Here is a 26999-nt window from a genome sequence, read left to right as displayed (position 1 = left end):
CGGCGCTACCATCGCTGCCAGTGCCGCAATAGCTCAGTTGGCAGAGCAGCGCATTCGTAATGCGCAGGTCAGCGGTTCGACTCCGCTTTGCGGCACCAAGGACAAGCTGACATGACTGTGCGGTTCAGGCCTCGAGCCCCGGCGTGCGGCGGCGCGGGGAGGGAGCCGGCACCTCGGTGGAGAGTTCCACCTCGATGACCTCGCCCTGCTGCCAGGCCCGCAGCCGAGCCGGCTCCCCCGCGGGGGTATCGCGCACCAGCTCAAGGAAGTGCAGCGGGCTCTCCGGGGTCTCGCCGTTGACCTCCAGCAGCAGGTCACCCGGCGCCAGCCCTGTCTCGGCGGCCTCGCCGCTCACGTCGCTGACCAGCACCCCGGCGCGGTCCGGCAGCCCCAGCGCCTCGCGCAGATCGTCATCCAGCGGCGTGACGGTAATGCCCAGCGCCACCACCACCTGGTCATCGAAGCCCTGGTACTCGATCTGACGTGCCGCCTCCAGCACCTCCGGCGCCACGTGGATGCTGGCCCCGGCGGTGAGCGCCAGGGCGATGGCGTCGCTGGGGCGGCTATCGATGCGCAGCGGCTCATCGCGGCCAGGCAGCGTCAGCTCCAGCATGCCCAGGAAGGTGCTGTCGGTGAGGGCGTCCACGTAGACGCGGGTCAGCGCCACCTCGGCCCCCGCCAGCACATCGCCGAGCAGCTCATGGGTGAGCGGGCGCGGTGGACGCTCACCGGTCAGGGCACGCAGGATGGCACGGGCCTCGGCGCCGCCGATGAAGATCGGAATCACCTCTCGAGCGCCGGGCTCACGCAACAGCACCACCGGCACACCGGCCATGCCCGACATGCCCACGGTGGCCACTTCGACCTCGACCATCGCCTCCGGCGGCACGGCCAGCTCCCGGGCCTGGGTGGGCAGCGCCCAGGCCACCAGCAGGGCCAGGCAGGGGACCAGCAGGCGCCGGCAGAAAAACAAACGCTGGACGGACATGGCGGAGCTCCACGATACATGCCCTGTCAGGATGGCAGCCGTAGCGCCCCGCCGCCATCTCCCGGTCGAGGCTCAGGACTTGCCAGCGGTGAAGCCTCCGTCGACCATCAGGTGGGCACCGGTGATGAAGCTGGCCTCGTCGCTGGCCAGGAACAGGAAGGCGTTGGCCACCTCCTCGGAGCGCCCCGGGCGGCCGATGGGGTGCAGGCTGATCAGCCTCTCCAGCAGCTCATCCTCGAGGTCGGCCAACAGCGGGGTATCGATGTAGCCCGGCCCAATAGCGGTTACTCAACCCGTCTTGACCCGCATCAGCTCGCTCCAGCGGGTGGTGTAACGCGGCGTGCGCCGTTCGCAGCGCAGAGCCCAGGCATTGCCCTTCCGGGGCAGGCCGAAGCGCACGGTATCGCGCCCCATCTCGCGGTTGAGGCGGTCCAGGGTAGCCATCAGCCGCTGGCTGCGCGCGCGGTGGACCTCATCGCCGGGCGTCTCCAGCAGCGAGGGCTGGCTGCACTCGGCCTCCACCAGGTCGAGCAGCATCACCCCGCACTTCTGGTAGCGGTAGCCCTCTAGGAAGATGCCCTCCAGGGCGCGGCGGGCCGCCGCCAGCAGCTCGCGGCTGTCGGCACTGGGCGCGGGCAGCGCCACCAGGGCGGCGTTGCGGTATTGGGGCTCGCCGGCCAGGAAGGGGGAGGTGCGCACGAAGACCTGCACCGCCCTCGTCAGGCTGCCCTGGCGGCGCAGCTTCTCGCCGGCCCGGACGGCATGCTGGCGGACCGCCGCCTCCAGCTCGTGACGCTCGCCGGTGAGCCGGCCGAAGGAGCGCGACACCAGCAGGCGCCGGCGCGGCTCGCTCATGTCGTCGAGCACGATGGCCGAGCGGCCGCGCAGTTCCCAGACGAGGCGCTCCATCACCACCGAGAAGCGGCTGCGCACCCAGCGTGGGTCGGCCTCGCGCAGCTCCCAGGCGTTCTCGATGCCCATCAGCGCCAACCGCTCGGCGCTGCGCCGGGCCACGCCCCACAGCCCGTCCACCGGGCAGGCGGACAACGCCCGACGGGTGGCCTCGCCGTCGGCGTCGAGCCGGCAGACCCCCTCGAAGGCCGGCTCGCGCTTGGCCAGGCGATTGGCCAGCTTGGCCAGCACTCGGGTCGGTGCCACCCCCACCCCCACCGGGATGCCGGTCCAGCGGCCCATGGTTTCGCGCAGTGAGCGGCAGTGGGCCTCCAGCCCCTCCTCGGGAAAGCCGTCGAAGCCCACGAAACTCTCGTCGATGGAGTAGGGCTCCACATCCGGCGAGAACTCCGCGAGCACCTGGTTGACCCGCCGCGACATGTCGCCGTAGAGGGCATAGTTGCTGGAGAGCAGCACCGCCTGGCGGCGGATGGCGGGCGGCAGCAGGTGCCGCGGCGCGCCCATGGCCACGCCCAGCGCCTTGAGCTCCTCCGAGCGCGCCACCACGCAGCCATCGTTGTTGGAGAGCACGCCCACCGGCCGGCCCACCAGGCGTGGGTCGAAGGCCCGCTCGCAGCTCACGTAGAAGTTATTGCCGTCGACCAGGGCGATCATGGCGCTCGCCCCAGCAGGTCGTGCACCACGTGGGTGACCACCCCCCACACCTCGCACTCGCGCCCGGCCAGGGGAATCGGCGCGAAGTGCGGGTTGCTGGCCACCAGCCACACCGCCCCGTCGCGCCGCTCCAGGCGCTTGACGGTGGGTTCGCCCTCCAGGGCGATGACGATCACCCGGCCGGGCAGCGGCTCCAGGCTGCGGTCCACTACCAGCAGATCGCCGTGGTGGATGCCATCGCCGAGCATGGAGTCGCCCTCGGCGCGCACGAAGTAGGTGGCCGCCGGTCGCTTCACCACGTGGGCGTGCAGATCGATCTCCGCCTCCAGGTGGTCGTCGGCGGGGCTGGGGAAGCCGGCCCGCACCCGACAGCCCATCAGCGGGCGGGGCGGCCCCACCCCCTCGCTGGCGGCCCAACCGACAACGCGGACCCGCGTTCGATGAGAGAGCGGCATGGACACCTCCGATAGATACTGTAATTACATACAGTATCAGGCAGGGAGAAACGCTTGGCAAATGCCTCGCCCCTCGCTCAACGGAGCGGCGTGCTAACGTGGAGTCAGGGCGCCAGAGAGCGCCACACGCGACAACAACAACGGCAATGCACGCCGAGAGGACTCCCGCCATGGAACGCCGCACCCACCCGCTGCTCACCGACCGCCCCTTTACCCCCAAGGGCAAGGTGGTCTCCGCCCGCGAGGCGGTGGAGTTGATCCGCGACGGTGACGCCGTGGCCACCGGCGGCTTCGTCGGCATCGGCTTTGCCGAGCACCTGGCGGTGGCCCTGGAAGCGCGCTTCCTGGAGAGCGGAGAGCCGCGCGATCTGACGCTGATGTATGCCGCCGGCCAGGGCGACGGCAAGACCCGCGGGCTGAATCATTTCGGCCATGAAGGGCTGTTAGCCAGGGTGATCGGCGGCCACTGGGGCCTGGTGCCGGCGCTGCAGAAGTTGGCTATCGAGGGGCACATCCAGGCCTGGAACCTGCCCCAGGGGGTGATCTCCCACCTGTTCCGCGACATCGCCGCCGGCAAGCCCGGCACCCTCACCCGGGTGGGGCTCGGCACCTTCGTCGACCCGCGCCAGGAGGGCGGACGAATCAACGCCATCAGCACCGAGGAGCGCGTGCGGCTGATGACGATAGACGGCGCGGAGTACCTGTTCTACCCGGCGCTGGCGCTGCAGGTGGCGCTGCTGCGAGGCACCACCGCCGACACCCTGGGCAACGTGACCATGGAGCGCGAGGCGCTGGTGCTGGAGGCGCTGGCCATCGCCACCGCCGTGCACAACTCGGGCGGGCTGGTGATCGTGCAGGTCGAGCGGCTGGCCGAGCCCGGCACCCTGCATCCCAAGGACGTGCGCATCCCCGGGGTACTGGTCGACTGCGTGGTGGTGTGCGACGAGCCGGAGCACCACTGGCAGACCTTCCGCACCCCCTACAACCCGGCCTACTCCGGCGAGATCAGGGCGCCCATGGCCGCACCGGGGCCCATGGCCCTCTCGGCGCGCAAGATCATCGCCCGGCGAGCCGCCTTCGAGCTGGCGCCCAACAGCGTGGTGAACCTCGGCATCGGCATGCCGGAGGGAATCGGCGCGGTAGCCAGCGAAGAGCGGGTGCTGGAACTGGTGACGCTGACCGCCGAACCCGGGGTGATCGGCGGCCTACCTGCCGGAGGGCTCGATTTCGGCGCCGCCCTCAACACCCAGGCGATCATCGACCAGCCCGCCCAGTTCGACTTCTACGACGGCGGCGGCCTGGACATCGCCTTCCTGGGCATGGCCCAGGCCGATGCCGCCGGCAACGTCAACGTCTCGCGCTTCGGGAACCGCCTGGCCGGTGCCGGTGGCTTCATCAACATCAGCCAGAACGCCCGCCGCGTGGTGTTCATGGGCACCTTCTCGGCTTGCCGGGAGGAGCTCGCGGTGATCGACGGCGCCCTGCGGCTGCCCGAGGGGGGCGAGCCCAAGTTCGTCGCCGAAGTGGAGCAGCGCACCTTCAGCGGCGCCCTGGCCGCCGCCGACGGCAAGCCGGTACTCTACGTGACCGAGCGCTGCGTGTTGGCGCTGACGCCCGCGGGTCTCGCCCTCGTCGAGATCGCCCCGGGGGTGGAACTCGAGCGCGACATTCTGAGCCAGATGGGGTTTACACCGCTGATGCCCGAACCGCCGCAGCAGATGGACCCGCGCATCTTTCAGGAGGCGCCCATGGGCCTGCGCGAGACGCTGCTCGAACGCCCGTTGGACCGGCGCTTCCACCTGGACGCGGCAGGCGAGGTGCTGTTCATTGACTTCGAGAACCTGCAGATCGCCTGTCAGGCGGACGTGGAGGCCATCGAGCAGGAGGTGGAGGCGAGGCTCGCCCCGCTCGGCCGGCGGGTCTATGCGGTGGTCAACTACGACCACTGCCGCATCGACGACACGGTACTGGGTGCCTACACCGCGATGGTGCGTGGCCTGGAGGAACGTTTCTATACCCGGGTGACCCGCTACACCACCAGCGGCTTCATGCGCCGCAAGCTGGGCCATGCCCTGGAGGCACGGGCCATGGCCCCGCACATCTACCAGAGCGCCGCTGAGGCCGAGGCCCACCTCCACGACGTCCACGACGACGACGGCTGAGGCCGCGACTCAGCCGTCGAGAACCAACGCCTCCACGGGTACCGGCCGCCCGAACAGGTAGCCCTGGAAGGACTGGCAACCGTGCTCGGCGAGCCAGGTCCGCTGGGCCTCGGTCTCCACCCCCTCCGCGAGCACCTCCAGCTTCAGGCTGTGGGAGAGCGCGATGGTACTGGCGACGATGGCCATGCTGATCTCATCCTCGAGCAGGTCGCGCACGAAGGACTGGTCGACCTTCAGCTGGTCCAGGGGCAGCCGCTTGAGGTAAGCCAGCGACGAGTAGCCAGTGCCGAAGTCATCCAGGGCAAAGGTGATGCCTCGTTCCCGCAGCCTCAGCATCTTGTCGCGCGCGGCGTCGCGCTCCTCGACGAACAGGCTCTCGGTCACCTCGAGCGTGAGGCGACAGGCCGGGGCGCCGGTGGTCTCGAGGATCTCCAGCACGCGCTCGACGAAGTCCGTTTCGCGGAACTGCCGCGGGCTGACGTTGACCGAGATCTTCAGCCGCGCCGTCCGCGGATCGGCGGCCCAGGCCGCCAGCTGACGGCAAGCCGTCTCGAGCACCCAGTGACCGATCGGCACGATCAACCGATTCTCCTCGGCCAGGGGAATGAACGTATCGGGCGAGACCATGCCGCGCTCCGGATGCTGCCAACGCAGCAGCCCCTCGACGCCGTTCACGGTGCCGTTCCCGCCGACCTGCACCTGATAGTGGAGGCGGAGCTCGCCCCGGGGCAGCGCCTGGCGCAGGTCGCCCTCGAGCCGTGCCCGGGCCAGAAGCTGGCGCTGCATATCGGGGTCGAAGAAGCTCAGGGCGTTGCGCCCCGCGGACTTGGCCTGGAACAGTGCCATATCGGCCTGCTGAAGGATCTCGTCGAGGGTGGCCTCGTGGTCGCGGAACAGGGTGATGCCGAGGCTCGCGGTCACCAGCAGGCGCTCGTCACCCAGGCGGATCGGCGCCTCCAGCACCCCCAGCAGCTTGTTGGCGACCCGCTCGACCATCCGGGCGACGGCGTCCGCCTCGTGCCCCAGGTCGTGCAGCAGCAGGGCAAACTCGTCGCCCCCCAGCCGCGCCAGGGTATCGGTCTCGCGCAGCACCTCGCCGAGTCTCTCGGCGATACGCTGCAGCAGCTGGTCCCCGGCGTGGTGGCCCAGGGTATCGTTGACCCGCTTGAAGTGATCCAGATCCAGGAACATCAGGGCACCGAACTGGCCCGTTCGCACGCTGTCCTTGAGCGTCCCCTCCAGGCGATCCAGCAGCAGGCGTCGGTTGGGCAGGCCGGTCAGCGGATCGTAGAAGGCCAGCTGGTGGATCTCGTGCTCGGCGGCCTTGCGCTCGGTGAGGTCGCTGAAGGTGGCCACATAGTGGGTCAACTCACCGACGGCATCGCGCACGGCGCTGATGGTCAGCCACTCCGGATACACCTCGCCACTCTTGCGGCGGTTCCAGATCTCGCCCTGCCAGCTGCCATCCCTCGCCACCCTGGCCCAGAGCGTCGCGTAGAAGGCCTGGTCATGGAGCCCGGAGCTGAGCAAGCTCGGGTTCTGTCCCACCACCTCCGCCTCGGCATAGCCGGTGATGCGACTGAAGGTGTCGTTGACCCGCAGGATGGCACCCGCGGCATCGGTGATCAGCATCCCCAGGTGGGTCTGGAAGGCGGTGGCGGCGATACGCAGCTGGGCCTCGCGGTCCTGCAACGCCCGACGGGCCTCCTCGAGCTCCCTCAGCCGGCCCTGCAATTCCCGCTCCAGCACCAGTCGGTTCAGGTAATGGCGCAGCAGCCACCCGCCCAGTCCCATCACCAGCAGGAAGAGACCGGCGAGCAGCCAGAAGCGCTGCCACCAGCCGACCAGGATGACGCCGACCTCCTCGCCAACCACCACCACCAGCGGCAGTTCACCTACCCGCTGCATGGCATAGAGTCGCTCGAGCCCGTCCAGCGGCGAGGGGGTGCGCAGAGTGGCCTGGGGCTCGCCGCCGTCGATGAAGGCCTGGGTCAGCGGTTCGACCACCGGCTGGCCCAGCACCTCCATGGCTCCACCGCCGGCAAAGCTCGGCAGCCGGGTTACAAGCTGCATATCGGTGTCGAGCAGGGCAATGCTCTCCCCCCGGGTCATGTTCAGGCGACCCAGCGCCTCGCCGAAGATCGCCGGATCGAGCCGCAGCGCGGCCAGGCCGGCGAAGCGGCCCTCCGGGTCTCGCAGGCGGCGGGCATGGACCAGGTGGTAGGTTTGCCCGTTCGGCGACCAGTAGAGCGGGGTCACCAGAACGTCGAGATCGGGATCGTCGTGAAAGGCGCGAGTGAAGGGCTGCCCGCCGACATCGTAGCCGGGCGGCCACCAGGGCGCCGAGGAGGCAATGATACGGCCCGAGGCATCGACCAGGCTCAGCTCATCGATGAAGGCGAGGCGATCGCGCTGGCCGGCCAGCAGGGCCGCGAGGTTATCGGCCTCGAACGCCGGGCCGGTCACCATTGGCGGCAGGGGATCATCGAGCAGCTGAGCCAGACCGCCAAGGGCATACTCGCTGACGGCGAAGGTGGTACCCACCCATTCGGCAATGATATCGGCACGGGCCACGGCACGCTCGCGGCCGGCCTCGAGATCACTATGATGCTGACTCCCGAGGATGCCGGCGAACAGCAGGAGGATGGTCAGCAGGGCCAGCAGGTAGAAGACGATGGCACGGCGGCGCAGGCGGGGATGGCCAGGCCCTGTCGGAGGCTGAGGATCGAGGGCGTCGCCACTCATGTCACCGGCGTTCCTTGCGTTGGATCAATTCAGACGGAATATCGGCATCTAGGCATTTCGCTCAGCAACTTGAAGGCCACATCACGAGCCACACTGTCATGGTGCCATTGAAGCAGAGAACGCTGCAGGCCACCATGATCGTGAAAAGCGTCTCTCACCACCCCCTTTGGATCCCTGCCGATGGACGACGTCGCCGGCCAGTTCATCGCCTCCAACCAGACCGCCATCCAACTCGCGGTGGCCCTGCTGCTGGGTGCGCTGATCGGCATCGAGCGGGGCTGGGTGGCGCGGGAGCAGAAGTCCGGCGAGCGCATCGCCGGCATCCGCACCCACGCCCTGGTGGGGCTGCTCGGCGGCATTGCTGCCCTGCTCTCCGAGGCGCTGGTCGCCTGGGCCTTCCCGCTGCTGTTCCTGGCCGTGGCGGCCATCGGCCTGGTGGCTTGGCGGGCACGGGTGGCCGTGCACCGCGACTACAGCATCACCGGCCTGATCGGGCTGCTGCTCACCTTCTGCTTCGGCGCCGTCGCCGTGGCCATCGACCTGGCCCTGGCTACCGCCTGCGCCGTGATCACCGCGGTGATCCACCCCGCCCTGCTTGGCCGCGGGGCTGGCGCTGGCCTGGCTGGTCTGAGCCGAGTGGCCCGAAGCGTCAGCCCCGACTATCCTCGCCGCTGCTCCCCTATGAGTCCTCGAAAGGGCGCGCCAGTATCTCGTCAGGCCCATGGCGGCCGAGGATCTCCTCGACTTCGGGCTTTGACGTATCAGGCACGATCACCTTGACCTCATTGGTGTCTCTGTCGAAGTAGAGCTTCTCCCGGGGATACCCCTCGGAGATCAGCTCGTCATAGGCATTGATGGCCTTGTCGGCGCTGCCATAGGCAGCCGTCACAGTCTGTGTCATGACACCCTCCTTAAACAGGGGATATAGAATCACCGGCGCCACCAGGCCCCGGAAAGCGGCAAGGGAAGCCCTCACCTGCCCACAGTGTAGTTATAGCTCCTCGCAAATCACTGACCGCGGCATCGGTTCTATTGTTGTCCCGGGTCAACCTCCTGGCAGTATATCCACGCCGATAAAGCCGCCGGACTGGCGGCGCCACAGGGCGGCGTAGAGGCCGTCGCGGGCCAGCAGCTCACCGTGGGTTCCGCTCTCGACGATCTGCCCGGCATCGACCACCACCAGGCGGTCGAGCATGGCGATGGTGGAGAGTCGGTGGGCGATGGCGATCACCGTCTTGCCCGCCATCAGCGCATAGAGCTGCTCCTGGATCGCCGCCTCCACCTCGGAGTCCAGCGCCGAGGTGGCCTCGTCGAGCACCAGGATGGGGGCATTCTTGAGCAGCACCCGGGCAATGGCGATGCGCTGGCGCTGGCCGCCGGAGAGCTTGACGCCCCGCTCCCCCACATGGGCATCCAGGCCGCGGCGCCCCTTGAGGTCCACCAGCTCGTCGATGAAGGCGTCGGCATGGGCCCTGCGCACCGCCTCGAGGATCGCCTCCTCGCTGGCCTCGGGGCTGCCGTAGCGGATGTTGTCGCGCACCGAGCGGTGCAGCAAAGAAGTGTCCTGGGTGACCATGCCGATCTGGCGCCGCAGCGACTCCTGGGCCACCGCGGCGATGTCCTGGCCGTCGATCAGGATGCGCCCGCCCTCCAGGTCGTAGAAGCGCAGCAGCAGGTTGGCGAGCGTCGACTTGCCGGCGCCGGAGCGACCGATCAGCCCCACCTTCTCGCCGGGGGCGATGGTCAGGTCGAGGCCGTCGAAGACTCGCCTCGGCTCTCCACCGGAAAGCGGCTTCGCCTGGCCATCGGGGCACGTATAGCCGAAGCGCAACGCCTCGAAGCGTATCTCGCCCTGCGGCACCGCCAGCGACCTGGCATAGGGGGCGTCCTTGATCGCCGGCTCCTGGGCGATGGTATTGATGCCGTCCTGCACGGTGCCGATATTCTCGAACAGGCTCGCCACTTCCCAGAGAATCCAGTTGGACATGAAGCGAATGCGCATCACCAGGGCGATGGCCACGGCGATGATGCCCAGCGACACCGCCTCCAGGTACCAGGCGCCAATGCCAATGGCCGCCACCCCGGCCAGCAGCAGGGAGTTGAGCAGGGTCAGGCTCACGGTGAGGCCGGTGGCCAGGCGCATCTGCCGATAGACGGTGGTCATGAAACCCTCCATGGCGTCGCGGGCATAGGCCTCCTCGCGGCGGGTATCGGCGAACAGCTTGATGGTCTGGATATTGCTGTAGCTGTCGACGATGCGCCCGGTCATCACCGCCCGAGCGTCGGCCTGGGCCATGGAGACCGCTCTCAAGCGCGGCACGAAGACCCGCATGATGGCGATATAGCCCACTAGCCAGAGCACCAGCGGCAGCATCAGCCAGGGCTCGGCGCTGCCCATCAGCAGCATGGCACCGGCAAAGTAGACGATCACATAGACCATCAGGTCCATCAGCTTCATCACCGTCTCGCGGATCGCCAGGGCCGTCTGCATCACTTTCTGGGAGACCCGCCCGGCGAACTCGTCCTGATAGAAGGCCAGACTCTGGCCCAGCATGTGACGGTGCGCGAGCCAGCGCCCGATCATCGGGTAGTTGCCGAAGATGCTCTGGTGGGTGACCAGCGCCTGCAGCAGGGTCAGCAGCGGCAGGACGATCACCACCAGCGCCGCCATGCCGGCCAGCCGCCAACCGTATTCGGTGAAGAAGCCCTCTCGCTCGGCACTCGACAGCCAGTCCACCAGCTCACCCAGGTAGCTGAAGAAGACCACCTCCGCCGCCGAAACCAGGGCGGTGAGCAGCGACATGGCGAACAGCAGCGGCAGCACCGGCCGCGAGAAGTGCAGGATGAAGGCGAACAGCTCACGGGGCGGCGTCGCGAGGTCGTCCGCCGGATAGGGGTTCACCAGGGTCTCGAAGTAGCGCAGCAGGGGGCGAAACATGACAGGGTCACCGAAGCGTCGTTCGGCCCATGATACGCCGGCACCCGCCTCGACGCTGCCGGGGCGAGTGCCGGAGCGGCCGGGCAGGATCCGCTAGGCTGCAGGAGAGCACCTCGCGAGACCCTCTCCACCTCGGTGCAGGTGATCGGCCACGCGGCAGGCGAGGCGATCGACGGCCACTGCCCCGCCCCGGGCGACGGCTAGCCGAGCCAGATCCCGCCGCTGGCGGGGGACATCACCGCCTCGAAGAAGCGCAGGGCCAGCGCAGGGCCAGCGCCGGCTCCAGGCCGAGCATGAAGGCGATTCCCCAGGCGCCGCCCCACAGGTGGGCGCTGTGGTTGACGCGGCCTCCGCCACGGCGCTGGGCGCGGAAGGAGTAGATCACGTAGACCGCCGCGAAGAGGATCGCCGGCACCGGCACGAAGAAGACGAACAGCAGCGACCAGGGCCGCAGCAGGATATAGGCGAACAGCAGCGCCGCCACGGCCCCGGAGGCCCCCAGGCTCAGGAAGCGGGCATCGTGGCGGTGGCGCAGGTGGGTGGGCAGGATCGCCACCAGCAGGCCCGACAGGTAGAAGAGCACGAAGCCCGCCGCGCCGATGCGCGGGGTCAGCACCAGCTCCATCACCGTGCCGAAGAAATAGAGGGTGACCATGTTGAACAGCAGGTGGGTGCCGTCGGCGTGGATGAAGCCGTGGCCCAGCAGCCGCCACCACTGACCTTTCGCCACGCCGGGCGGCCAGTAGACCAGCGCATCGAAGAGACGCGGCCAGGCCCAGGCCGCCAGGGTCACCGCCGTGGTCGTAAGGACCAGCAGCAGCATCATGCTCATGGGTGGACCTCGCGAGAAGAGGACACCGCCGCCCCGTGCCCGGCGACCGAGTGGGTCCTCCTCGGCCATCGTCCTGGTGATGACGCATCGCGGGCACCGACCGGCGCCGCGACAGAAAGGGGGGAGCTAGTCCTGCGTGCCCTCAGTATAGTGACTGCCGCTCGGCCAGCCGGGTCTGCTCGCGCCGCCAGGTGGCCGGGGGCAGGCCGGTCTCCCGCCGGAAGGCACGGCTGAACGCGGCCTCCGACTCGTAGCCGACCTCAAGGGCGACCGAGGCCACCGAGGCGCTCGATTGGCGCAGCAGCCCGGCGGCCACCTGCATGCGCCACCTGGCCAGGTAGTGCATCGGAGCATGGCCCGTGAAGCGCGCGAAGCGCTCGTGCAGGGCCGAGCGCGACAGGCCGATGCGGTCGGCGAGCCTGTCGATCGTCCACGCCTCACCCGGGCGTTGATGCAGCAGCGCCAGTGCACGGCCTACATGGCGATCGCGCAGTCCAGCGAACCAGTTCGACTGTTCTTCCGGCATCGCCTCGAGATAGCGGCGCATCAGTTCGACGAACATCGCCTCGCTGAGCCGCTCGAGCACCGCTTCTCCACCGGGCCGCTTGTCGGTCGATTCCGAGAGCGCAAAACGGATGAAGTGAGCGATCCAGTCATCATCGCCGCCTGCCCTGGCACGCACATGCAGCAGGTGAGGCAGGCTGGCGAGCAGCGGGTTGAAGGGATTCGCATCGCAGCCGAAGAAGCCGCATACCAGGGTCGCACCGTGCCATTCGCACTCGCGATCGAGGCGCGACATCGACAGGGACTCGCCCTGCCGGCTGGCGAAGAACGGCAGTTGCTCAGGTCGCGGCAACCCGTAAGGAGTCAAGTCCACCGTGCCTCGCATGCCCGGCTCACTCGACATGACGTGTGGGTCGCCCCTCGGGAAGATCACCACGTCACCCTCGCGCAGGGCCACCGGCGACTCACCTATCACCGAGGCCCAGCATTCACCCTGGGTGAGGACATGGTAGGCCATTACGTGCTCGACCCCCGGCATGATCAGCTCGGCGATCTCAGCGGCCGGGGGTGACTCGCTCACCCAACGGGCACCGCCCTCGACGTGGTAGTCACCGCCGACGGCAAGCTGCGGGTCGTCTCGGCCACCCAGGAGCCCGAGCTGTTCTGGGCGATTCGCGGGGGCGGCGGCAACTTCGGCGTGGTGACCTCCTTCGAGTTCCGGCTCCACCCCGTGGGGCCCCAGGTCTACGCCGGCCTGGTCGTCTACCCCTTCGCCCAGGCGCGACGGGTATTGCAGGCCTGGCGCGACTTCGCCGCCGGCGCCCCCCGGGAACTCAGCGTCTGGACGGTACTGCGCCAGGCCCCGCCGCTGCCCTTCCTGCCCGACTCGATCCATGGCAAGGAAGTCGTGGTCTTCGCGCTGGTCCACAACGGCGACCCCGAGGAGGGCGAACGCCTGGCGGCGAGGGTGCTCGAATTCGGCGAACCCGCCGGCAGCATGCTCGGCACGCAACCCTATGCCGGCTTCCAGACCGCCTTCGACCCGCTGTTGGCCCCCGGTGCGCGCAACTACTGGAAATCCCATAACTTCGTCGAGATCGGTGATGAGCTGATCGATGCGTTGATCCGCGGCGCCTCGGCCCTGCCCGGCCCCGAGTGCGAGGCCTTCATCGCCCAGCTCGGCGGCGCCATGGGCGAGGTCGAGGAGACGGATACCGCCTACGCCGGACGCGACGCCAACTTCGTGATGAACGTCCACGGCCGCTGGCAGGATGCCACCGATGATGACAAGGTGCGCGACTGGGCCCGCGGGGTCTTCCGCGACACCGCGCCGTTCGCCACCGGCGGCGGCTACGTCAACTTCCTGACCGAGGACGAGGAGAGCCGCGTCGACAGCGCCTATGCCCAGAACTACGCCAGGCTCCAGCAGCTCAAGCTGCGGTTCGATCCCGACAACCTGTTCCGCATGAACCAGAACATCGCCCCCGCGGCGCTGGCCAGGACGGCATGATGACACCGGGCCCGCCCCCACTGGGCGGCGGGCTCGGTCAATTCGAGAGTTGGAGCGCCTCAAAAACGAGCCACGACCTCCTCCTGCCCATCGCGCAGCTCGAGCCGTTGCCCTTCACCTGCGAGCCGATCACGGCCCAGAGATGAAACCCTGTTTGGTCTCCCTGCCGACGCGGGTCAGGCTTCCCCGCTCTCCCGCTCATGCAGCCGCCAATCGTTGTCGGTGAGCGCCTCCCCACCGTTCGGGGTGACCCGCACGGTATCGCTCAGGCCGATGCCCCACTGCCCCGGCAGTCGCAGGCAGAGTGGCAGGTGGAAGACCATGTCGGCCGAAAATTCGCGCTCCTGGCCGCGAGCAATATAGCCGCTTCCCTCGACCCAGCTCGGCGGGAACTGAGCCCCCACCGCATAGCCGAACACTCCCGAGAAGAACAGCCGGTCGGCCTGGGGAGCGAGCACCGCCTCGGCGGCCCGGGCGGCGTCATCGAACGAGTTGCCGGGGCGCATCTCGGTGCGCAGCGCCTCATAGAGGTCGCGGCAGAGGTCGCGGACCGCCTGCATCTCGCGGCTGGCCCGGCCGGCCACGGCGGTACGCATCATGGGTGCGGTATAGCGCTGGAAGGCCGAGCCGAACTCCAGGAAGACCGGCTCGTCGCGGCCGATGACCCGGCGCTTGTGATTGACGTGAATGATGCTGATACGTCGCCCGCTGGTGACGATGGGCTGCAGGCTCATGAACTCGCTGCCAGCCGCCAGCATGGCACGGGCGCCCTCGGCGGCGACCTCGTTGTCGGTGACGCCGGGGACGATGATCGCCTCGGCGGCGGCGAGGCCGGCCGAGGTGATCCGCGCACTCTCGTGCAGGCAGTCGAGCTCCGCTGGCGTCTTGACGATGCGGATGGCGTCGAGCAGCGCCCCGCCGTCGTCGCGGAAGTGATCGGCGCCTAGCCGCGCCTGCAGCTCGCGGATCACCCCAAAGCGCAGCCCTGCCCCGAACAGATCAAGGCCGATGCTCTGGAAAGGCGAGAGCGTCTCCGCCAGCGGGGCGATCACCTCGTCAATCCCCTCCCAGCGATAGCCCAGGATTTCGTCCACTGCAGCGGTGACCACCGCCGGCCCGGTCTCGATGGAGGGCACCTGCAGCACCCGCCGGTCGGCCGAAACCACCAGGGCCGTATGCACCGAGACCTCGAAGGTGTGGTATCCGGTCAGGTAGTAGATGTCGGAGGGATCTGTCAGCAGTAGTGCCTCGAGGCCTGCGTTACACATCGCGGCGCGCACCCGGGCGAGGCGAGCCGCGAACTCCTCGTGGGCAAAGGGCAGCTCGGCTCCCTCTAGGTGTTCGGCCAGGGCATGGCGGTAGGCGTGATGATCCATGGGCACTCTCCGGGCGGTGGGGCGCTGAGCGGGAAGGACGTTCGCGCCAGGGGCCGAACGCGGCGGTTCGGGGCTACCGGCAGTGTAGCCCCGGCCCGTCGCAGGCCGCGGGCAGGGAGCGAAAATATCCCTGTTCGCCTCCGGCCCGGTTTCGTAGAATCCCGCCATATGTTGAACGCCACAGGACATCGATATGGGTAGGGCCTTCCAGAACCGCAAGGAATCCATGGCCAAGACGGCCGACGCCAAGACCAAGGTCTACAGCAAGTACGGCCGTGAGATCTACGTGGTCGCCAAGCAGGGCGGCACCGACCCCGCCGGCAACCTGAGCCTGCGCGGCCTGATCGAGCGCGCCAAGAAGGACCAGGTGCCCTCTCACGTCATCGACAAGGCGCTGGACAAGGCCAGCGGCGTGGGCGGCGAGGACTTCTCCGCGGCCCGCTACGAGGGCTTCGGGCCGGGCAACGTGATGGTCATCGTCGACTGCCTGACCGACAACCCCAACCGCACCTTCGGTGACGTACGCGGCTGCTTCACCAAGACCAAGAGCAAGATCGGCACGCCGGGCAGCGTCAGCCACATGTTCGACCACTGCGCCATTCTTGCCTTTCAGGGCGACGACGAGGAGGCCGTCCTGGAGGCGCTGATGGAGGCCGATATCGACGTCACCGATATCGAGAACGAAGCGGGCCGGATCACCGTCTTCGCCCCGCATACCGAGTACGCCAAGGCCAAGCAGGCGCTGCTCGACGTCCTCGGCGAGCTCGACTTCGAGGTGGACGAGATCCAGTTCGTGCCCCAGACCACCACGCCGGTCGAGGGCGACGACGTGGCGATGTTCGAGAAGTTTCTCGATATGCTCGACGAACTGGACGACGTGCAGAACGTCTTCCACAACGCCGAGTTCTGAGTCGACAACCGCTCGCCTTTCCGGCGGCCTGCGATAGAGCGCCGGGAAGGGTATTCGAGGCCGCGGGTGCGCCTGACCAGGTCTATTCCCGGTCGGCCACGGGAATCATCAGGTGCTGGTAGTCCGTCCCCTTCCACATCACATAAGGGCCGCCGTTTTGCGGATCGGTGGGGAAGTTCTCAAGCAGCTCCGCCGGGGCAATCAGCATGAGGTGCGGTCCCTCCTTGACCCACTCGTTGTCGTCGGTGGGCCCTTCGGCATAGGGATCGATATTGCTGGCGCCCTCATCACCCGACAGCATGTACGCCACGCCGATCGACTCGGCGGTGAACGGTTCCTTGTTCTGCCATGCGTGCGCCCACTCCATCCATGCCTCGTCGAGACACATCGGCGCGGTGCCCGATAGCATCGTCGGTGTCGGCATGCAGGTGAAACCGTTGGAGCCCTCCTGCAGGACATTGCCCTCCCAGTCGACCACCTGTGCCCCTTCCCGCATGCCCGGCCAGGCAGCACTCAGGGCATCTGCCTTGAGGTCCGTCTCGGCCAGCGCAATACCGGAACCGACCAAGCTCAGCAGCAGAATAGCCAGGGCACCGGTGCCCCCCCGTCCTTCCATACCTCTATATGCGTTCACCGCCTTCCCCTTCTCGTTGGAGGAGTACCTGTCCACGAGTCCTTTCGAACCGGTTCGGCATCACTGCGGCGAAACCTGACAAGCTCTCCTCGATCCTCAGGATGCCTGCCTGACCAACCCGCTGGGCAGGCAACCTCAGTACAGCCCCATACCGCCGACGCTTCCAGGGAAAGCGATGAACCCTGCCTGGTTCATGGGGAAAAATCAGGCATGAGCATGAGAGGCACGGTGCACCGGAGGATGGGCAATACCAGGCCTTGAGTCAGTCCATCCGGTTCACCGCAGCCCCGCCTCTTCGCTCAGGAAGGCATCGATCCCCGCCGAGTAGTCCGGTTCGCTGTCCAGGAAGCCCGTGTTGTGGCCACCGCGGATCTCGAGCAGCGTCTTGGGTTCCCGGGCCGCCCGGTACACGGCCTCGCCCTCGGCGAAGGGGATGATCTCGTCGTCGCGGCTGTGGATCACCAGCAGCGGTGCGGCGATGCCCCTGACATGCGTCTCGGTGTCATGGGAGAAGCGCGCCAGCCAGCGCGCGGGAAGGAAGGGGTAGACGCGCTGGGCCAGTTCCGGGACCGAGCGGAAGGGCGACTCCAGAATCACCGCCGCTGGTCGCTCACCCTCCGCCTCCCGGGCCTCGGCCAGCTCGACCGCCACGGCGGCCCCCAGGGAGCGCCCGAACAGCACCACCTGACCCGGCGCCTGGCCGGCCTCCTCCTGCAGCCAGTGCCAGCCGGCCTGGGCGTCCAGCGCCAGCCCCGCCTCGGAGGGGCGCCCCTCGCTGCGGCCATAGCCACGGTAGTCGAGGATCAGCACCGAGAGCCCCAGACGGTGGAACTGGACGAGGGAGTCGAGGCGGTGGGAGATATTGCCGGCATTGCCGTGCAGGAAGAGCAGGCTGGCGCGGGGCTGCTCGTGGGGCAGCCACCAGGCATCCAGGGCCAGGCCGTCCTCGGTCTCCAGGGTCACCGGCTCCCAGACCAGGCCGCGATCAGCCGGGGTGCCGATATGCTCGCGCCCCATGTGCGGCAGGTAGAGCAGCCGCTCCTGGAAGGCCCAGGCCAGCGCCACTACCAGCAGGTAGACCAGCGCGCCCACCACCAGCCAACGCAGCAGCATCGTTACCTCCTTCCGGCCCGGTTCTCGGGCCACCGGGCGCTCATGTGTTCGCCACCACCAGGCGCAGCCCGAGCCACAGGGCCACGGCCAGCGAGTAGAGCGCCGTCAGGCCCAGCAGCCCATTGAGCGCCGCCCCATCGCGGCGGTGCATCTCACGCACCAGACCCAGCGCCGCCAGACCGGTGATCCCCCAGGCGCCCCAGGCCCAGGTCGGTAGCCCCAGCGGCAGCGTGGCCGCCAGCGGCCCTACCGTCAGGATAGTGAACAGCCGGCGGGTCACCCACGGCCCCATCCTCACCGCCAGGGTGATCTTGCCGGCCCGGGCATCGGTGTGGCGGTCGCGCTGGTTGTTGACCACCAGGATGGCGGCCACCGGCATGCCCACCAGGATCCCCGCCGCCACCGCCTGGGGCGTGATCGGGCTGTGCTGGGCCAGCAGTGAACCCAGCACCGCCACCGGGCCGAAGAAGAGCCACACTGCGGGCTCCCCCAGTCCCCGGTTGGCGTAGGGCCGCCGCCCGCCGCTGTAGCCGAGCACGCCGAGCAGCGCCAGGCCCCCCAGCACCCACAGCAGCCAGTGGCCGAACAGCACCAGCCAGAGCCCCGTGGCCACGGCAACGCTCAGGGTCACGGTGAGACCCGCGCGCAGCTCATTGGCGCTGAGCCAGCCCGCCTGCAGGGCACGGGTGGGTCCCAGCCGGTCGGGCTGGTCCACGCCGGAGAGGCCATCGAAGAGGTCGTTGGCCAGGTTCACCGCCAGCTGCAGCGCCAGCGCGCAGAACAGGCAGAGCAGCGCGGTCGGCCAGGCGAAGTGGCCCGGCTCCACCAGCGCCTGGCCCAGCAGTACCGGTCCCACTGCCGCCGGCAGCGTTCGCGGGCGCAGCGTCTGCACCCAGATGGTCACCTTGTGGCTCGCCACCGTGGTCATTGTCCTCCTCCCTGAGAGCGCTACCGCCCTTCGCCGTAACGCATGACATGGGGCATACTCTGTGGAGTATCCCATGTTCCTGCAAGGAGAAAGGATGTCTGCGGCCTGGTTGTCCCAGGTGGCCCTGCCCTGGGTGCTGGCCAGCGTGATGATGGCCATGGGCCTCAGCCTGACCGGGGCCGACTTCGCCCGCACCTGGCTCCACCCTCGCCGGGTGCTGCTCGGCACCGGCCTGCAGATGCTGGCCCTGCCGCTACTGGCCTGGGCACTGGTGCTGATGCTGTCCCTGCCGCCGCTGGCGGCAGCCGGCCTGCTGCTGGTGGCCCTGGTGCCGGGCGGGGCCACCTCCAACATGTTCAGCTACCTGGTGCAGGGCGACCTGGCCCTGTCGGTCACCCTGACCGCCATCGCCGCCGTGCTGGCTCCCTTCACCCTGCCGCTGGTCATGGGCTGGAACCTCGAACTGCTGGGCCTCACCTCCGGCGGCCTCTCGCTGCCCTACTGGCACACCGCCGGCCAGCTGCTGATGGTCACCCTGCTGCCGGTGCTGGCCGGCATGCTGCTGCGTCGGGCCCTGCCGCCGCGCTGGCTCGAGGTGGCACTGCCCGGGGTGAAGGTGTTCACGGGGGTGGCAATGATCTCGGTGGTCGTGGCGCTCTTCGCCAGCCATGCCGCACGGCTGCCGGCCCTGGTCAGCCTCGAGACCCTCGCTGTGCTACTGCTCTGCCTGCTGAGCATGCTGCTCGGGCACGGCTTGGCCCGCCGGCTGCGCCTGCCCCACGACAGCGTGCGCGCCATCACCGTGGAGGTGGGCGTGCAGAACGCCGGCGTGGCGATGATGGTGGCCTTCGTGCTCCTGCAGCAGCCAGCCATCGGCCTGGTGCCGCTGCTCTACGGCCTGCTGATGAACGTGCCGGTGTTCCTGTGGATGTTCGCCTGCCTGTGGCGCGACCGTCACCCCGCCACAGGCGCCGTTCGCAGCCGCTGACGTCACCCTGCCCCTACTGTAGCTCGCGACGCCCCCGCAGAGTCCAGCGCCGAGGCCGGGGTCGAGTACGCCGCTCTGGCCGCTCGCGCTATTCCACCGTGATGGTGATGACGTCGGAGACCAGCGGCGGGTCGAAGCTGACGTGGCGGTAGTCCATGAACAGCAGCTGCAGGCTGTACTCGCCCGGTTCAAGCTCCAGGCTGCCCTCGGTCTGGCCGCCGCCGAAGTGGCGGGTGTGGTCGGTGAAGGGCAGCGGTGCACCCAGATCCACGTCCTCCAGCGGCATGTTCACCAGCAGGTGGTGGTGGCCGGTATCCGGGAAGTCGGCACCCGCCGGCGCCACCCCCATGCCCGTGAGCCCCATGCGCACGGTCACCGGGCCGGACAGGGTCTCCCCATCCTCCGGCGAGATGAAGTAGACCTCGGCGCCCTCTGCCGCCGAGTTGCGCTCCAGTTCCGCCATGGCCGGAGCCACGAGCAGCGCGCTGCCGGCAAGCCCCAGCGCCAGGGCACAGATCCGCTTGTTCATTGTTCTCTCCTTCGCCATTGTTCTCTCCTTCGCCATCCTGCGATGGCATGCAGGGCGGCCTCCGCCGCCGGTTGGCACCATGGGCCGGTCATGAGCCCGCCTGGACAAGCCTAGTCCAGACAGCGGGAAAGGGGGGGGAGACGAGGCGGGCTCAGCGGGGCGCCGTGGCATCCCGCGACTCATCCAGCCAGGGCAGGCGGCGCTTGAGTGCCTGCGCGGCCCTGGGCACCGCCACCAGGCGGATCAGGTAGGCAATCGCCAGGCCACAGATGATCGAGAAGAGCATGCCCAGCCCCACGCGGAACATCAGCGCGGTAAAGAAGGCGGCGAGTATCGCAGTGAAGATCTCTTCCAGGTGCCCCTGGATCCAGGCCTTGTGGCTCGGGTTCATGGGTTGACTCCTTGGCGATGTCGAAAGATGGAGAGTCGGCAGGCCACGATAGCAGAAACCCTTCGGTCGCCGCCGGCCTTACGCCCGGCCGGTGAAGGCGGCGCGAGCTACGCCTCGCCACCCTGAGCGGTATCCCGATGCTCCATGCGCGACCAGAGGCTGCCCTCCAGCATGTCGCAGCCCTGATCGCGCAGGCAATCAGCCTGCGCCCGGGTCGCGACACCGGCAGCGCTGACCTTGAGTCCCAACCGGTGTGCCATGGCAATCACCGAGTAGATGATGGCCGAGTAATCAGCATTGTCGAGGCAACCTGCCGTCAACGACTCGTGGAGCTTGATGGTATCGACCGGGAAGCGATTCAAGTGGCCGAGCATCGAGGGATCACCGCCGAAATCACCCACCGTCAGCGTCACGCCCATGCCCTTGAGACGGCCGAGTATGGCCGCGGCACATCCAGGCGCATGCATCAGGCCACTTTCGCTCACCTCGAGCTCGAGCATCTCGCCCGGCAAACCGTTGCGTGCCAAGGCCTCGTCGACCCGGTCGACGAGCTCCTCACTCTGCAACCCGGCGGGCGATACCTGCACCACCATCCTCAGGCCAAGACCGGCCTCGAGCCAGGTCTTGGCATAACGGCATGCCCTCCCCAGCACCCACTGTTCGATCGCCGTGACCTCACCGGCCTCCTCGGCGGCCGATATCCAGTGCGAGGGTTCCAGTATGCCGAATCGCGTCGAATGCCAGCGAGGCTGAGCCGATACCGCCACGACCTGGCCGCTCCGGGCACAGATCAGGGGGCAATAGTAGAGCGCCAGCTCCGCACTCGCCATCGCATCACGCAGGGCGGCCCGATGAGGCAGCCGATGGTTACCATCGACCAGCAGCTTGGATACGAACAGCTGGTAACGACGGCGACCGAGCTGCTGGGCTTGACGCCGGGCGAGAGTCGCGTGGCGCATCAGTTCGGCGACCGTGCGACCGTGCTCGGGAAACAGGCTGATGCCGATGCAGCAGCTCGCCACGACCCGTTGACCGGCCATCTCCACGGGCTGGCTGGTCCAGTCGAGCAGGCGCTCGACGACCGACAGCACCTCGTCGGTCTGCTCGAAGCCGGACAGGATGGCCAGCATCTCGTCGCTGCCGAGACGACCGACGATCTCGCGACTGCCCAGGCAATACTTGATGCGCTGGGCGGTCTGGTGAAGGTAGTAATCGCCCATTTCCAGACCCAGCGACTCATTGATCGCCTTGAGCTGATCGATATCGATATGAAGCACGGCGACCCTGCCCACCCGCTCGGACGGTTCGGCGATCAGCTTGGCCAGCCGCTGCTGGGCATGCTGACGACTCATCAGGCCGGTCAGGTCATCATGGAGAGCATGATCGGCCAGCTCCATCAGCATCTGCCCATGCAGTTGCCGCATCGCCTTCAGGGTCTGCTCCGCCTGCTCCCGCGAGGCCGTCTCACGACGCAGCACCAGGGCCTGCTGCTGCAGCCGGGAGACCTCGCGCAACTGATGCCGCGACATCAGGCGGCTGTATGGCTCGGCGGGCAGCACATGGGAGTGATGATCGCAGATGGCATCGAAGGCGGCCTGGTCGGCAGGCCGGTCGAAATGCTGCAAGGCATAGCCGCAAAGCAGGGTCAGTGGCAAGCGGTGGCAGGCGGCATGCCAGAGGACCTCCAGGAAAACCGCCGCCTCGGCATTGCCCTCGGCACACAGCAGATTGACCAGTTCGCCGAAGGCCCGGGTGGGCAGCGGTTGCACCGCTTCGATGGGGGCGAGGAGGTGCCTCTCGAACAGCGCCTCGACCGGCTGGCCATCGCGCATGATCGCCGCAAGCACGCTCTCGGCATCGTGCGCCACCAGTTGTCCGCTCGCCATGGCGGCCTGGGTGTCCAGGCCGCCTGCCTCCAGGTGCTGGAATACCTCTTCCAGGTGGGGCCGGGTCAACAACACTAGCAGACGTTCGCCGACCTCCGCACCGGCCAGGAGATAGTCGGCCACCACCTCCGCGAGGAATGACTCATCTTCGTAGAACTGGACAAGATGGTCGTGGGTCTGGCACTGAGCGACAGCTTGCATGGGATGCCCTTCGACAGCGAATGATGGTCATCACCCGAACGGCACCTCTACCCTATTGTTATATAAGGACAATACCATCAAGGCATACGGGGATCATCGGAACTCTCGTTGATAACATGCCTCTCCCCGGCAGTCAAAGCATAGTCGAGAACATGTCGCATTTGAGACTTTCCGCCCGGCCGTACCGGACTCCCCGGGCAGCTCCTGGGCCCAACAGCCTCAGGACTGACCGGTAAAGGCACGATAGGCCTCCCAGGCGTCCTCGACGCCCGCCTCCAGGAAGCGCGCGCCGTGCTCGATGCTGGCCAGGGAGGGGTCGGAGCCCATGCGCCCATCGGGAAAGCGCTGGCGGAAGGTGTGGGCATCGCACTGGGCGCTGCCGGTGGGGGCCAGGCGCGGCGACATGGCCACCTCCTTCACCGCCTGGGGGGCGGCGTGCCAGGCCAGCGATACCTCGGAGGCGGTGGCGTGGCTGCCCTCGGCCTCGCCGTAGAGCGACGCCGCCAGCTCGCGACCGCGTCGGCCGGCGAACCAGTTGAACAGTTCCAGGTGGAGCTCGCCGACCGGACGGGACCGCAGGCTGCGCTCGCTGAGCACCTCGGCGAAGGCCGCGTTCACGGTAGCCACGTTGCCGCCGTGGCCGTTGAGGAAGAAGACGTGGGTGAAGCCATGGTGGGCCAGCGACTCGATGGTGTCGCGCAGCACCGCGACCAGGGTGCTGGGACGCAGGGTGAGGCTGCCGGGGAAGGCCAGGTGGTGCTGCGCCATGCCGATCGCCTGGGTCGGGCCGACCAGCACCCCGTGGCGCTCGCCCAGCGCCCAGGCGATCGCCTCGGGGCACAGGGCATCGGTGCCCATCGGGCCGTTGGGGCCGTGCTGCTCGGTAGAGCCGATGGGCACGATGATCCCCGTCGAGCGCTCCAGGTAGGCCTCCACCTCCTGCCAGGTGGCGTGCTGTAGTCGCATCGATTCGATCCTCGTGCCGTGATGAATGACCCCATGATGGCAGATCCCCCGGGGCCCTGCCCTGCTGCCACGACACCGACTTGCCACGCTGTCACTTCGACGCCGCCGAACTCAGCGCCCCTTCTGGGACTCCTGCCACTCCTCGGCGGCCTCCTCGACCCCGGGCTCGTCGCCGCGATTGCGGGCCGCCTGGCGGTAGGCTTCCTCGTCGCGCACGTCATCGATCACCGTCATCAGGTCGTCGACATCCACCGTTGCGGTATCGTGGACAAAGCAGCCGGTGAGCTCGCTCTCCGGGTGCAGCTCGCCCGCCTCATAAAGCGCCCAGATCTCCTTGCCATAGTCGGTGACCAGCAGTTCTGGGGCGAAGCGGCCGAAGTAACGGCGCATGTTGTCCACGTCGCGCTCGAACATCCACTCTGCGCTGTTGTTACCCGCGGCGTCCACCGCCTGGGGCAGGTCGATGATCACCGGGCCATCGGCGGCCAGCAGCACGTTGAACTCGGAGAGATCCCCGTGCACCAGGCCGGCGCACAGCATCTTGACCACGTCACGGATGATCTTGGCGTAGTACTCGCGGGCCTGCTCGGCGCTCAGGGTCACCTCGTCCAGGCGCGGGGCGGTGAGGCCCTCGGCGTCGCTGATCATCTCCATCAGCAGCACCCCGTCGATGAAGCCGTAGGGCTTGGGTACCCGCACGTCCGCCGCGGCCAGCCGGTAGAGGGCATCGACCTCGGCGTTGAGCCAGGCCTGCTCCTGCTCCTTCTGGCCGTAGCGGGTCTTCTTGGCCATGGCCCGGGAGCGGCGGCTGTTGCGCTCGCGGCGGCCCTCCTGATACTGCACGGCCTGCTTGAAGCTGCGTTGCTTGGCCTCCTTGAAGATCTTGGCGCAGCGTCGCTCCCCGTGGGAGCGCACCACATAGACCTGGGCCTCCTTGCCGCTCATCAGCTGGCTCTCGACGGCCTCGATCAGGCCATCATCCACCAGCGGCTGCAGTCGCTTGGGTATCTTCATCTGTCCCCCTGGGGTTCGCCGATGCGCCTCAATGACTGACGCGCCGGGCGCGGAAGCTGCGCCCCTTGATTCTACCGTTGGCCAGCTGCTCCAGGGCCTGGGGGGCCACCTCGCGCTGCACGGCCACATAGGCGCTGTTGGCCAGCACCTTGATCCTGCCCACCTGGTCGCCGGCCAGGCCCGCCTCGCCGGTCAGGGCACCGAGAATATCGCCGGGACGCACCTTCTGTTTCTTGCCGGCGCCGATCTGCAGGGTCGCCATGGGCGCCACCAGGGGCGCCTGGCCGAGTACCGCACGGGGCGGCAGCGCGGCCTCCTCGAGGCGCTCGCCGAGGAAGTCGGTCAGGCGCGCCAGCCGGAAGTCCTCGCCCTCGCCGACCAGGGTGCAGGCGATGCCGGCACTGCCGGCCCGACCGGTGCGCCCGACGCGGTGCACGTGCACCTCCAGGTCCCGGGCGATGTGGTAGTTGAACACCGCATCCAGCTCGGCGATGTCGAGCCCGCGGGCCGCCACGTCGGTGGCCACCAGGATCGAGGCGCTGCGGTTGGCGAAGAGTACCAGCAACCGGTCGCGGTCGGCCTGTTCCAGGTCACCGTGCAGCGCCAGGGCGCTGAAGCCCGCCGCCTCGAGTGCCTGGGCCACTTCGTCGGTCTCGCGCTTGGTGTTGCAGAACACCACACTGGACGCCGGACGCAAGTGCAGCAGCAGCCGGCACAGTCCCTCCAGGCGCGCCTCGTCGCCGTCGGCGACCCGGTAGACCCGCTCATGGATGCTGGTGGCGTCGTGGGTCTCGGCCACTTTTACCGTCACCGGATCGCGCATCAACTCCTCGGCCACGGGCCGCACGGCGTCGGAGAAAGTCGCGCTGAACAGCAGCGTCTGGCGACTTGCCGGGGTCTCGGCGACGATCGCCTCGAGGCTCGCCTGGAAGCCCATGTCGAGCATGCGATCGGCCTCGTCCAGTACCAGGGTCTGGAGCCCGTCCAGTCGGAGTGAGCCCTTGCGCAGGTGCTCCTCCACTCGGCCCGGGGTACCCACGACGATATGCGCACCGTGCTCCAGGGAGGAAAGCTGCGGGCCGAAGGGCGCGCCGCCGCACAGGGTCAGCACCTTGACGTTGGGCAGGCTGCGCGCCAGCCGGCGCAGCTCGCCGGCCACCTGGTCGGCCAGCTCACGGGTCGGGCAGAGCACCAGCCCCTGCACCCGAAAGCTCGAGAGTTCAAGCCGCGAGAGCAGCCCCAGGCCGAAGGCGGCGGTCTTGCCGGAGCCCGTCTTCGCCTGGGCGATCACGTCGCGGCCGGCCAGGATCGGCGGCAGGCTCTCGGCCTGGATCGGCGTCATGGCGGTGAAGCCCAGAGAGGCCAGGTTGTCGCGCAGCTCCGGCGCCAGCGGCAGCACGGCGAAGGCGGTATCGGAAGAGGTATCAGACAAGGAAACATCCTGCAGAAAGCGGCCACCGGGAACAGCGGGCGAGCCAGGGTCGTAAGCGAGCGACGGCGAAGGCCGGGCGGCATGGGCCGGGGAAGCGGAAAAATGGAAGGCCTGCAGGATAACAGAAAGTGGCGCACATCACTCTGCCCGCTGTCACAGCCACGACATTCGCTGCCCGCCTCGCCGCGGGCGGCGGCCCCGCTTACTTACGGGCAGGGCCATGTCTGAATGGCGCCCATCTTCTATAGTCAGTGTCAGGGTGGTCATCTGCCATCCGCGACCATCACGCCACCTGACCAGGGAGCCCGACCACAGACCATGTGCCTGGCGATACCCATGCAGATCACCCGCATCGACGGCGACACGGCGCGAGCGGCCTCCCGCGGCATCGAGCGCGATATCGACCTGATACTGGTCCAGGACCAAGCCCTCGCCGTGGGCGACTTCGTCATCGTGCATGTCGGTTACGCCCTGCAGCGGCTGGAACCCGACGATGCCCTGGCGACCTGGCGACTGCTCGACGAGATGGATGCCTCCGGCGACACGAATGACGACGGAGCCCTCGGACGTGCATGAACTGAGCCTTTGCCGGTCGCTGGTCCGCCAGGCTAGCCGGGTCGCTGCCGAGCATGGCGCGCCATGCATCCGCTGCGTCCGTGTGCGCATCGGGCCGCTCTCCGGTGTCGAGGCCGAGCTGATGCGCGAGGCCTTTCCGCTGGCTAGCCGCCATACCCCCGCCGAGGGCGCGCAGCTGGAGATGACGACCTCTCCGGTCCGGGTGCACTGCCCCCGCTGCCAGCGGGAGGCCGACGCCTGCGTCAATGACCTGAACTGCCCCCACTGTGGCCACTGGCAGACCCGACTGACCGGCGGCGACGAGCTCCTGCTGGTCAGCGTCGACCTCGCCGCCCCCCATCCGATCCCTTAGGAG

25 protein-coding genes and 1 tRNA gene are annotated in these 26999 nt (G+C 68.3%); 8 read left to right on the top strand and 18 right to left on the bottom strand.

The features are described from left to right. Positions 1-22: 22 nt before the first annotated feature. Positions 23-98 (top strand) — tRNA-Thr (locus tag ACM26W_RS04265). Positions 99-124: 26 nt separating this feature from the next. Here ACM26W_RS04265 and ACM26W_RS04260 read toward each other — a convergent pair. From ACM26W_RS04260 to ACM26W_RS04245, 4 genes are all read right to left on the bottom strand, one after another. Then, on the bottom strand, positions 125-988 hold the full coding sequence (locus ACM26W_RS04260) for a bifunctional nuclease domain-containing protein (protein WP_416139621.1): 864 nt from the start codon (positions 986-988) through the stop codon (positions 125-127). A gap of 72 nt (positions 989-1060) precedes the next feature. Beyond that, positions 1061-1267, bottom strand: a complete 207-nt coding sequence (locus ACM26W_RS04255) for an SDR family oxidoreductase (RefSeq protein WP_416140812.1) — start codon at positions 1265-1267, stop codon at positions 1061-1063. 9 nt (positions 1268-1276) lie between these two features. Further along, a complete protein-coding gene (locus ACM26W_RS04250; RefSeq protein WP_416139620.1) occupies positions 1277-2554 on the bottom strand; it encodes a Y-family DNA polymerase in 1278 nt (425 codons plus the stop codon). Continuing rightward, entirely contained in the window at positions 2551-3009 is a 459-nt protein-coding gene (locus ACM26W_RS04245) for a LexA family protein (protein ID WP_416139619.1), read from the bottom strand. The genes ACM26W_RS04250 and ACM26W_RS04245 overlap by 4 nt, the downstream gene beginning before the upstream one ends. 170 nt (positions 3010-3179) lie before the next feature. Between ACM26W_RS04245 and ACM26W_RS04240 the strand changes: the two genes are divergently transcribed. Continuing rightward, entirely contained in the window at positions 3180-5171 is a 1992-nt protein-coding gene (locus ACM26W_RS04240; RefSeq protein WP_416139618.1) for an acyl CoA:acetate/3-ketoacid CoA transferase, read from the top strand. Positions 5172-5180: 9 nt separating this feature from the next. Here the strand turns inward: ACM26W_RS04240 and ACM26W_RS04235 are convergent, their stop codons facing one another. Further along, a complete protein-coding gene (locus tag ACM26W_RS04235; RefSeq protein WP_416139617.1) occupies positions 5181-7916 on the bottom strand; it encodes an EAL domain-containing protein in 2736 nt (911 codons plus the stop codon). A gap of 180 nt (positions 7917-8096) precedes the next feature. On the opposite strand from ACM26W_RS04235, the gene ACM26W_RS04230 reads away from it, so the two are divergent. After that, on the top strand, positions 8097-8696 hold the full coding sequence (locus ACM26W_RS04230; protein ID WP_416139616.1) for an MgtC/SapB family protein: 600 nt from the start codon (positions 8097-8099) through the stop codon (positions 8694-8696). A 265-nt stretch (positions 8697-8961) separates the two neighbouring features. On the opposite strand, the gene ACM26W_RS04225 is transcribed toward ACM26W_RS04230, so the two are convergent. The 3 genes from ACM26W_RS04225 to ACM26W_RS04215 all read right to left on the bottom strand — a co-directional run bounded on the left by ACM26W_RS04225 (position 8962) and on the right by ACM26W_RS04215 (position 12839). Next, the gene (locus ACM26W_RS04225) at positions 8962-10854 is read right to left on the bottom strand and encodes an ABC transporter ATP-binding protein (RefSeq protein ID WP_416139615.1); all 1893 of its coding nucleotides are present in this window, start codon (positions 10852-10854) and stop codon (positions 8962-8964) included. A gap of 235 nt (positions 10855-11089) precedes the next feature. Then, positions 11090-11686 (bottom strand): rhomboid family intramembrane serine protease, encoded by a 597-nt coding sequence (locus ACM26W_RS04220; protein ID WP_416139614.1) that lies wholly within the window; start codon positions 11684-11686, stop codon positions 11090-11092. 142 nt (positions 11687-11828) lie between these two features. Further along, positions 11829-12839 (bottom strand): cupin domain-containing protein, encoded by a 1011-nt coding sequence (locus ACM26W_RS04215; RefSeq protein WP_416140811.1) that lies wholly within the window; start codon positions 12837-12839, stop codon positions 11829-11831. Here ACM26W_RS04215 and ACM26W_RS04210 point away from each other — a divergent pair. Then, entirely contained in the window at positions 12792-13700 is a 909-nt protein-coding gene (locus ACM26W_RS04210; RefSeq protein ID WP_416139613.1) for an FAD-binding oxidoreductase, read from the top strand. The genes ACM26W_RS04215 and ACM26W_RS04210 overlap by 48 nt on opposite strands. Positions 13701-13876: 176 nt before the next feature. Here ACM26W_RS04210 and ACM26W_RS04205 read toward each other — a convergent pair whose 3' ends face one another. Beyond that, positions 13877-15076 carry a M24 family metallopeptidase gene (locus ACM26W_RS04205; RefSeq protein ID WP_416139612.1) on the bottom strand — a complete coding sequence of 400 codons (1200 nt, stop codon included), beginning with the start codon at positions 15074-15076 and terminating at the stop codon, positions 13877-13879. 193 nt (positions 15077-15269) lie between these two features. On the opposite strand from ACM26W_RS04205, the gene ACM26W_RS04200 reads away from it, so the two are divergent. Further along, positions 15270-15986, top strand: coding sequence for a YebC/PmpR family DNA-binding transcriptional regulator (locus tag ACM26W_RS04200; protein WP_416139611.1), 717 nt, complete (start codon positions 15270-15272; stop codon positions 15984-15986). Positions 15987-16068: 82 nt separating this feature from the next. Here ACM26W_RS04200 and ACM26W_RS04195 read toward each other — a convergent pair whose 3' ends face one another. The 3 genes from ACM26W_RS04195 to menA form a co-directional block, all read right to left on the bottom strand. After that, positions 16069-16620, bottom strand: coding sequence for a hypothetical protein (locus ACM26W_RS04195; protein ID WP_416139610.1), 552 nt, complete (start codon positions 16618-16620; stop codon positions 16069-16071). 276 nt (positions 16621-16896) lie between these two features. Continuing rightward, positions 16897-17733: an alpha/beta hydrolase gene (locus tag ACM26W_RS04190; protein ID WP_416139609.1), complete on the bottom strand. Its 837-nt coding sequence runs from the start codon at positions 17731-17733 to the stop codon at positions 16897-16899. A gap of 40 nt (positions 17734-17773) precedes the next feature. After that, a complete protein-coding gene (menA, locus tag ACM26W_RS04185) occupies positions 17774-18661 on the bottom strand; it encodes a 1,4-dihydroxy-2-naphthoate octaprenyltransferase (protein WP_416139608.1) in 888 nt (295 codons plus the stop codon). Between the two features lie 94 nt (positions 18662-18755). On the opposite strand from menA, the gene ACM26W_RS04180 reads away from it, so the two are divergent. Then, positions 18756-19649 carry a bile acid:sodium symporter family protein gene (locus tag ACM26W_RS04180; RefSeq protein ID WP_416139607.1) on the top strand — a complete coding sequence of 298 codons (894 nt, stop codon included), beginning with the start codon at positions 18756-18758 and terminating at the stop codon, positions 19647-19649. A gap of 88 nt (positions 19650-19737) precedes the next feature. Here the strand turns inward: ACM26W_RS04180 and ACM26W_RS04175 are convergent, their stop codons facing one another. The 6 genes from ACM26W_RS04175 to dbpA form a co-directional block, all read right to left on the bottom strand. Then, entirely contained in the window at positions 19738-20178 is a 441-nt protein-coding gene (locus tag ACM26W_RS04175; RefSeq protein ID WP_416139606.1) for a DUF4399 domain-containing protein, read from the bottom strand. 151 nt (positions 20179-20329) lie between these two features. After that, a complete protein-coding gene (locus tag ACM26W_RS04170; protein WP_416139605.1) occupies positions 20330-20569 on the bottom strand; it encodes a hypothetical protein in 240 nt (79 codons plus the stop codon). 107 nt (positions 20570-20676) lie between these two features. Continuing rightward, complete coding sequence (locus tag ACM26W_RS04165; protein WP_416139604.1) at positions 20677-22656, bottom strand: putative bifunctional diguanylate cyclase/phosphodiesterase; 1980 nt, start codon at positions 22654-22656, stop codon at positions 20677-20679. 219 nt (positions 22657-22875) lie between these two features. After that, the gene (locus ACM26W_RS04160) at positions 22876-23622 is read right to left on the bottom strand and encodes a creatininase family protein (protein WP_416139603.1); all 747 of its coding nucleotides are present in this window, start codon (positions 23620-23622) and stop codon (positions 22876-22878) included. Positions 23623-23733: 111 nt separating this feature from the next. Further along, positions 23734-24636 carry a PA4780 family RIO1-like protein kinase gene (locus tag ACM26W_RS04155; protein ID WP_416139602.1) on the bottom strand — a complete coding sequence of 301 codons (903 nt, stop codon included), beginning with the start codon at positions 24634-24636 and terminating at the stop codon, positions 23734-23736. A gap of 28 nt (positions 24637-24664) precedes the next feature. Next, positions 24665-26068, bottom strand: coding sequence for an ATP-dependent RNA helicase DbpA (gene dbpA, locus ACM26W_RS04150; RefSeq protein WP_416139601.1), 1404 nt, complete (start codon positions 26066-26068; stop codon positions 24665-24667). 228 nt (positions 26069-26296) lie between these two features. Here dbpA and ACM26W_RS04145 point away from each other — a divergent pair, with 228 nt between their 5' ends. Both ACM26W_RS04145 and ACM26W_RS04140 read left to right on the top strand, forming a co-directional pair. Beyond that, a complete protein-coding gene (locus ACM26W_RS04145; protein WP_416139600.1) occupies positions 26297-26644 on the top strand; it encodes a HypC/HybG/HupF family hydrogenase formation chaperone in 348 nt (115 codons plus the stop codon). Next, on the top strand, positions 26637-26996 hold the full coding sequence (locus ACM26W_RS04140; RefSeq protein WP_416139599.1) for a hydrogenase maturation nickel metallochaperone HypA: 360 nt from the start codon (positions 26637-26639) through the stop codon (positions 26994-26996). The genes ACM26W_RS04145 and ACM26W_RS04140 overlap by 8 nt, the downstream gene beginning before the upstream one ends. Positions 26997-26999 lie beyond the last annotated feature (3 nt).

The sequence above is a fragment of the Halomonas sp. HK25 genome, assembly GCF_047795635.1.
Taxonomy (GTDB): Bacteria; Pseudomonadota; Gammaproteobacteria; order Pseudomonadales; family Halomonadaceae; genus Halomonas.
The sequence above is the reverse complement of the archived record's forward strand: the minus strand, read 5'-3'. Positions and strand labels throughout refer to the sequence as shown.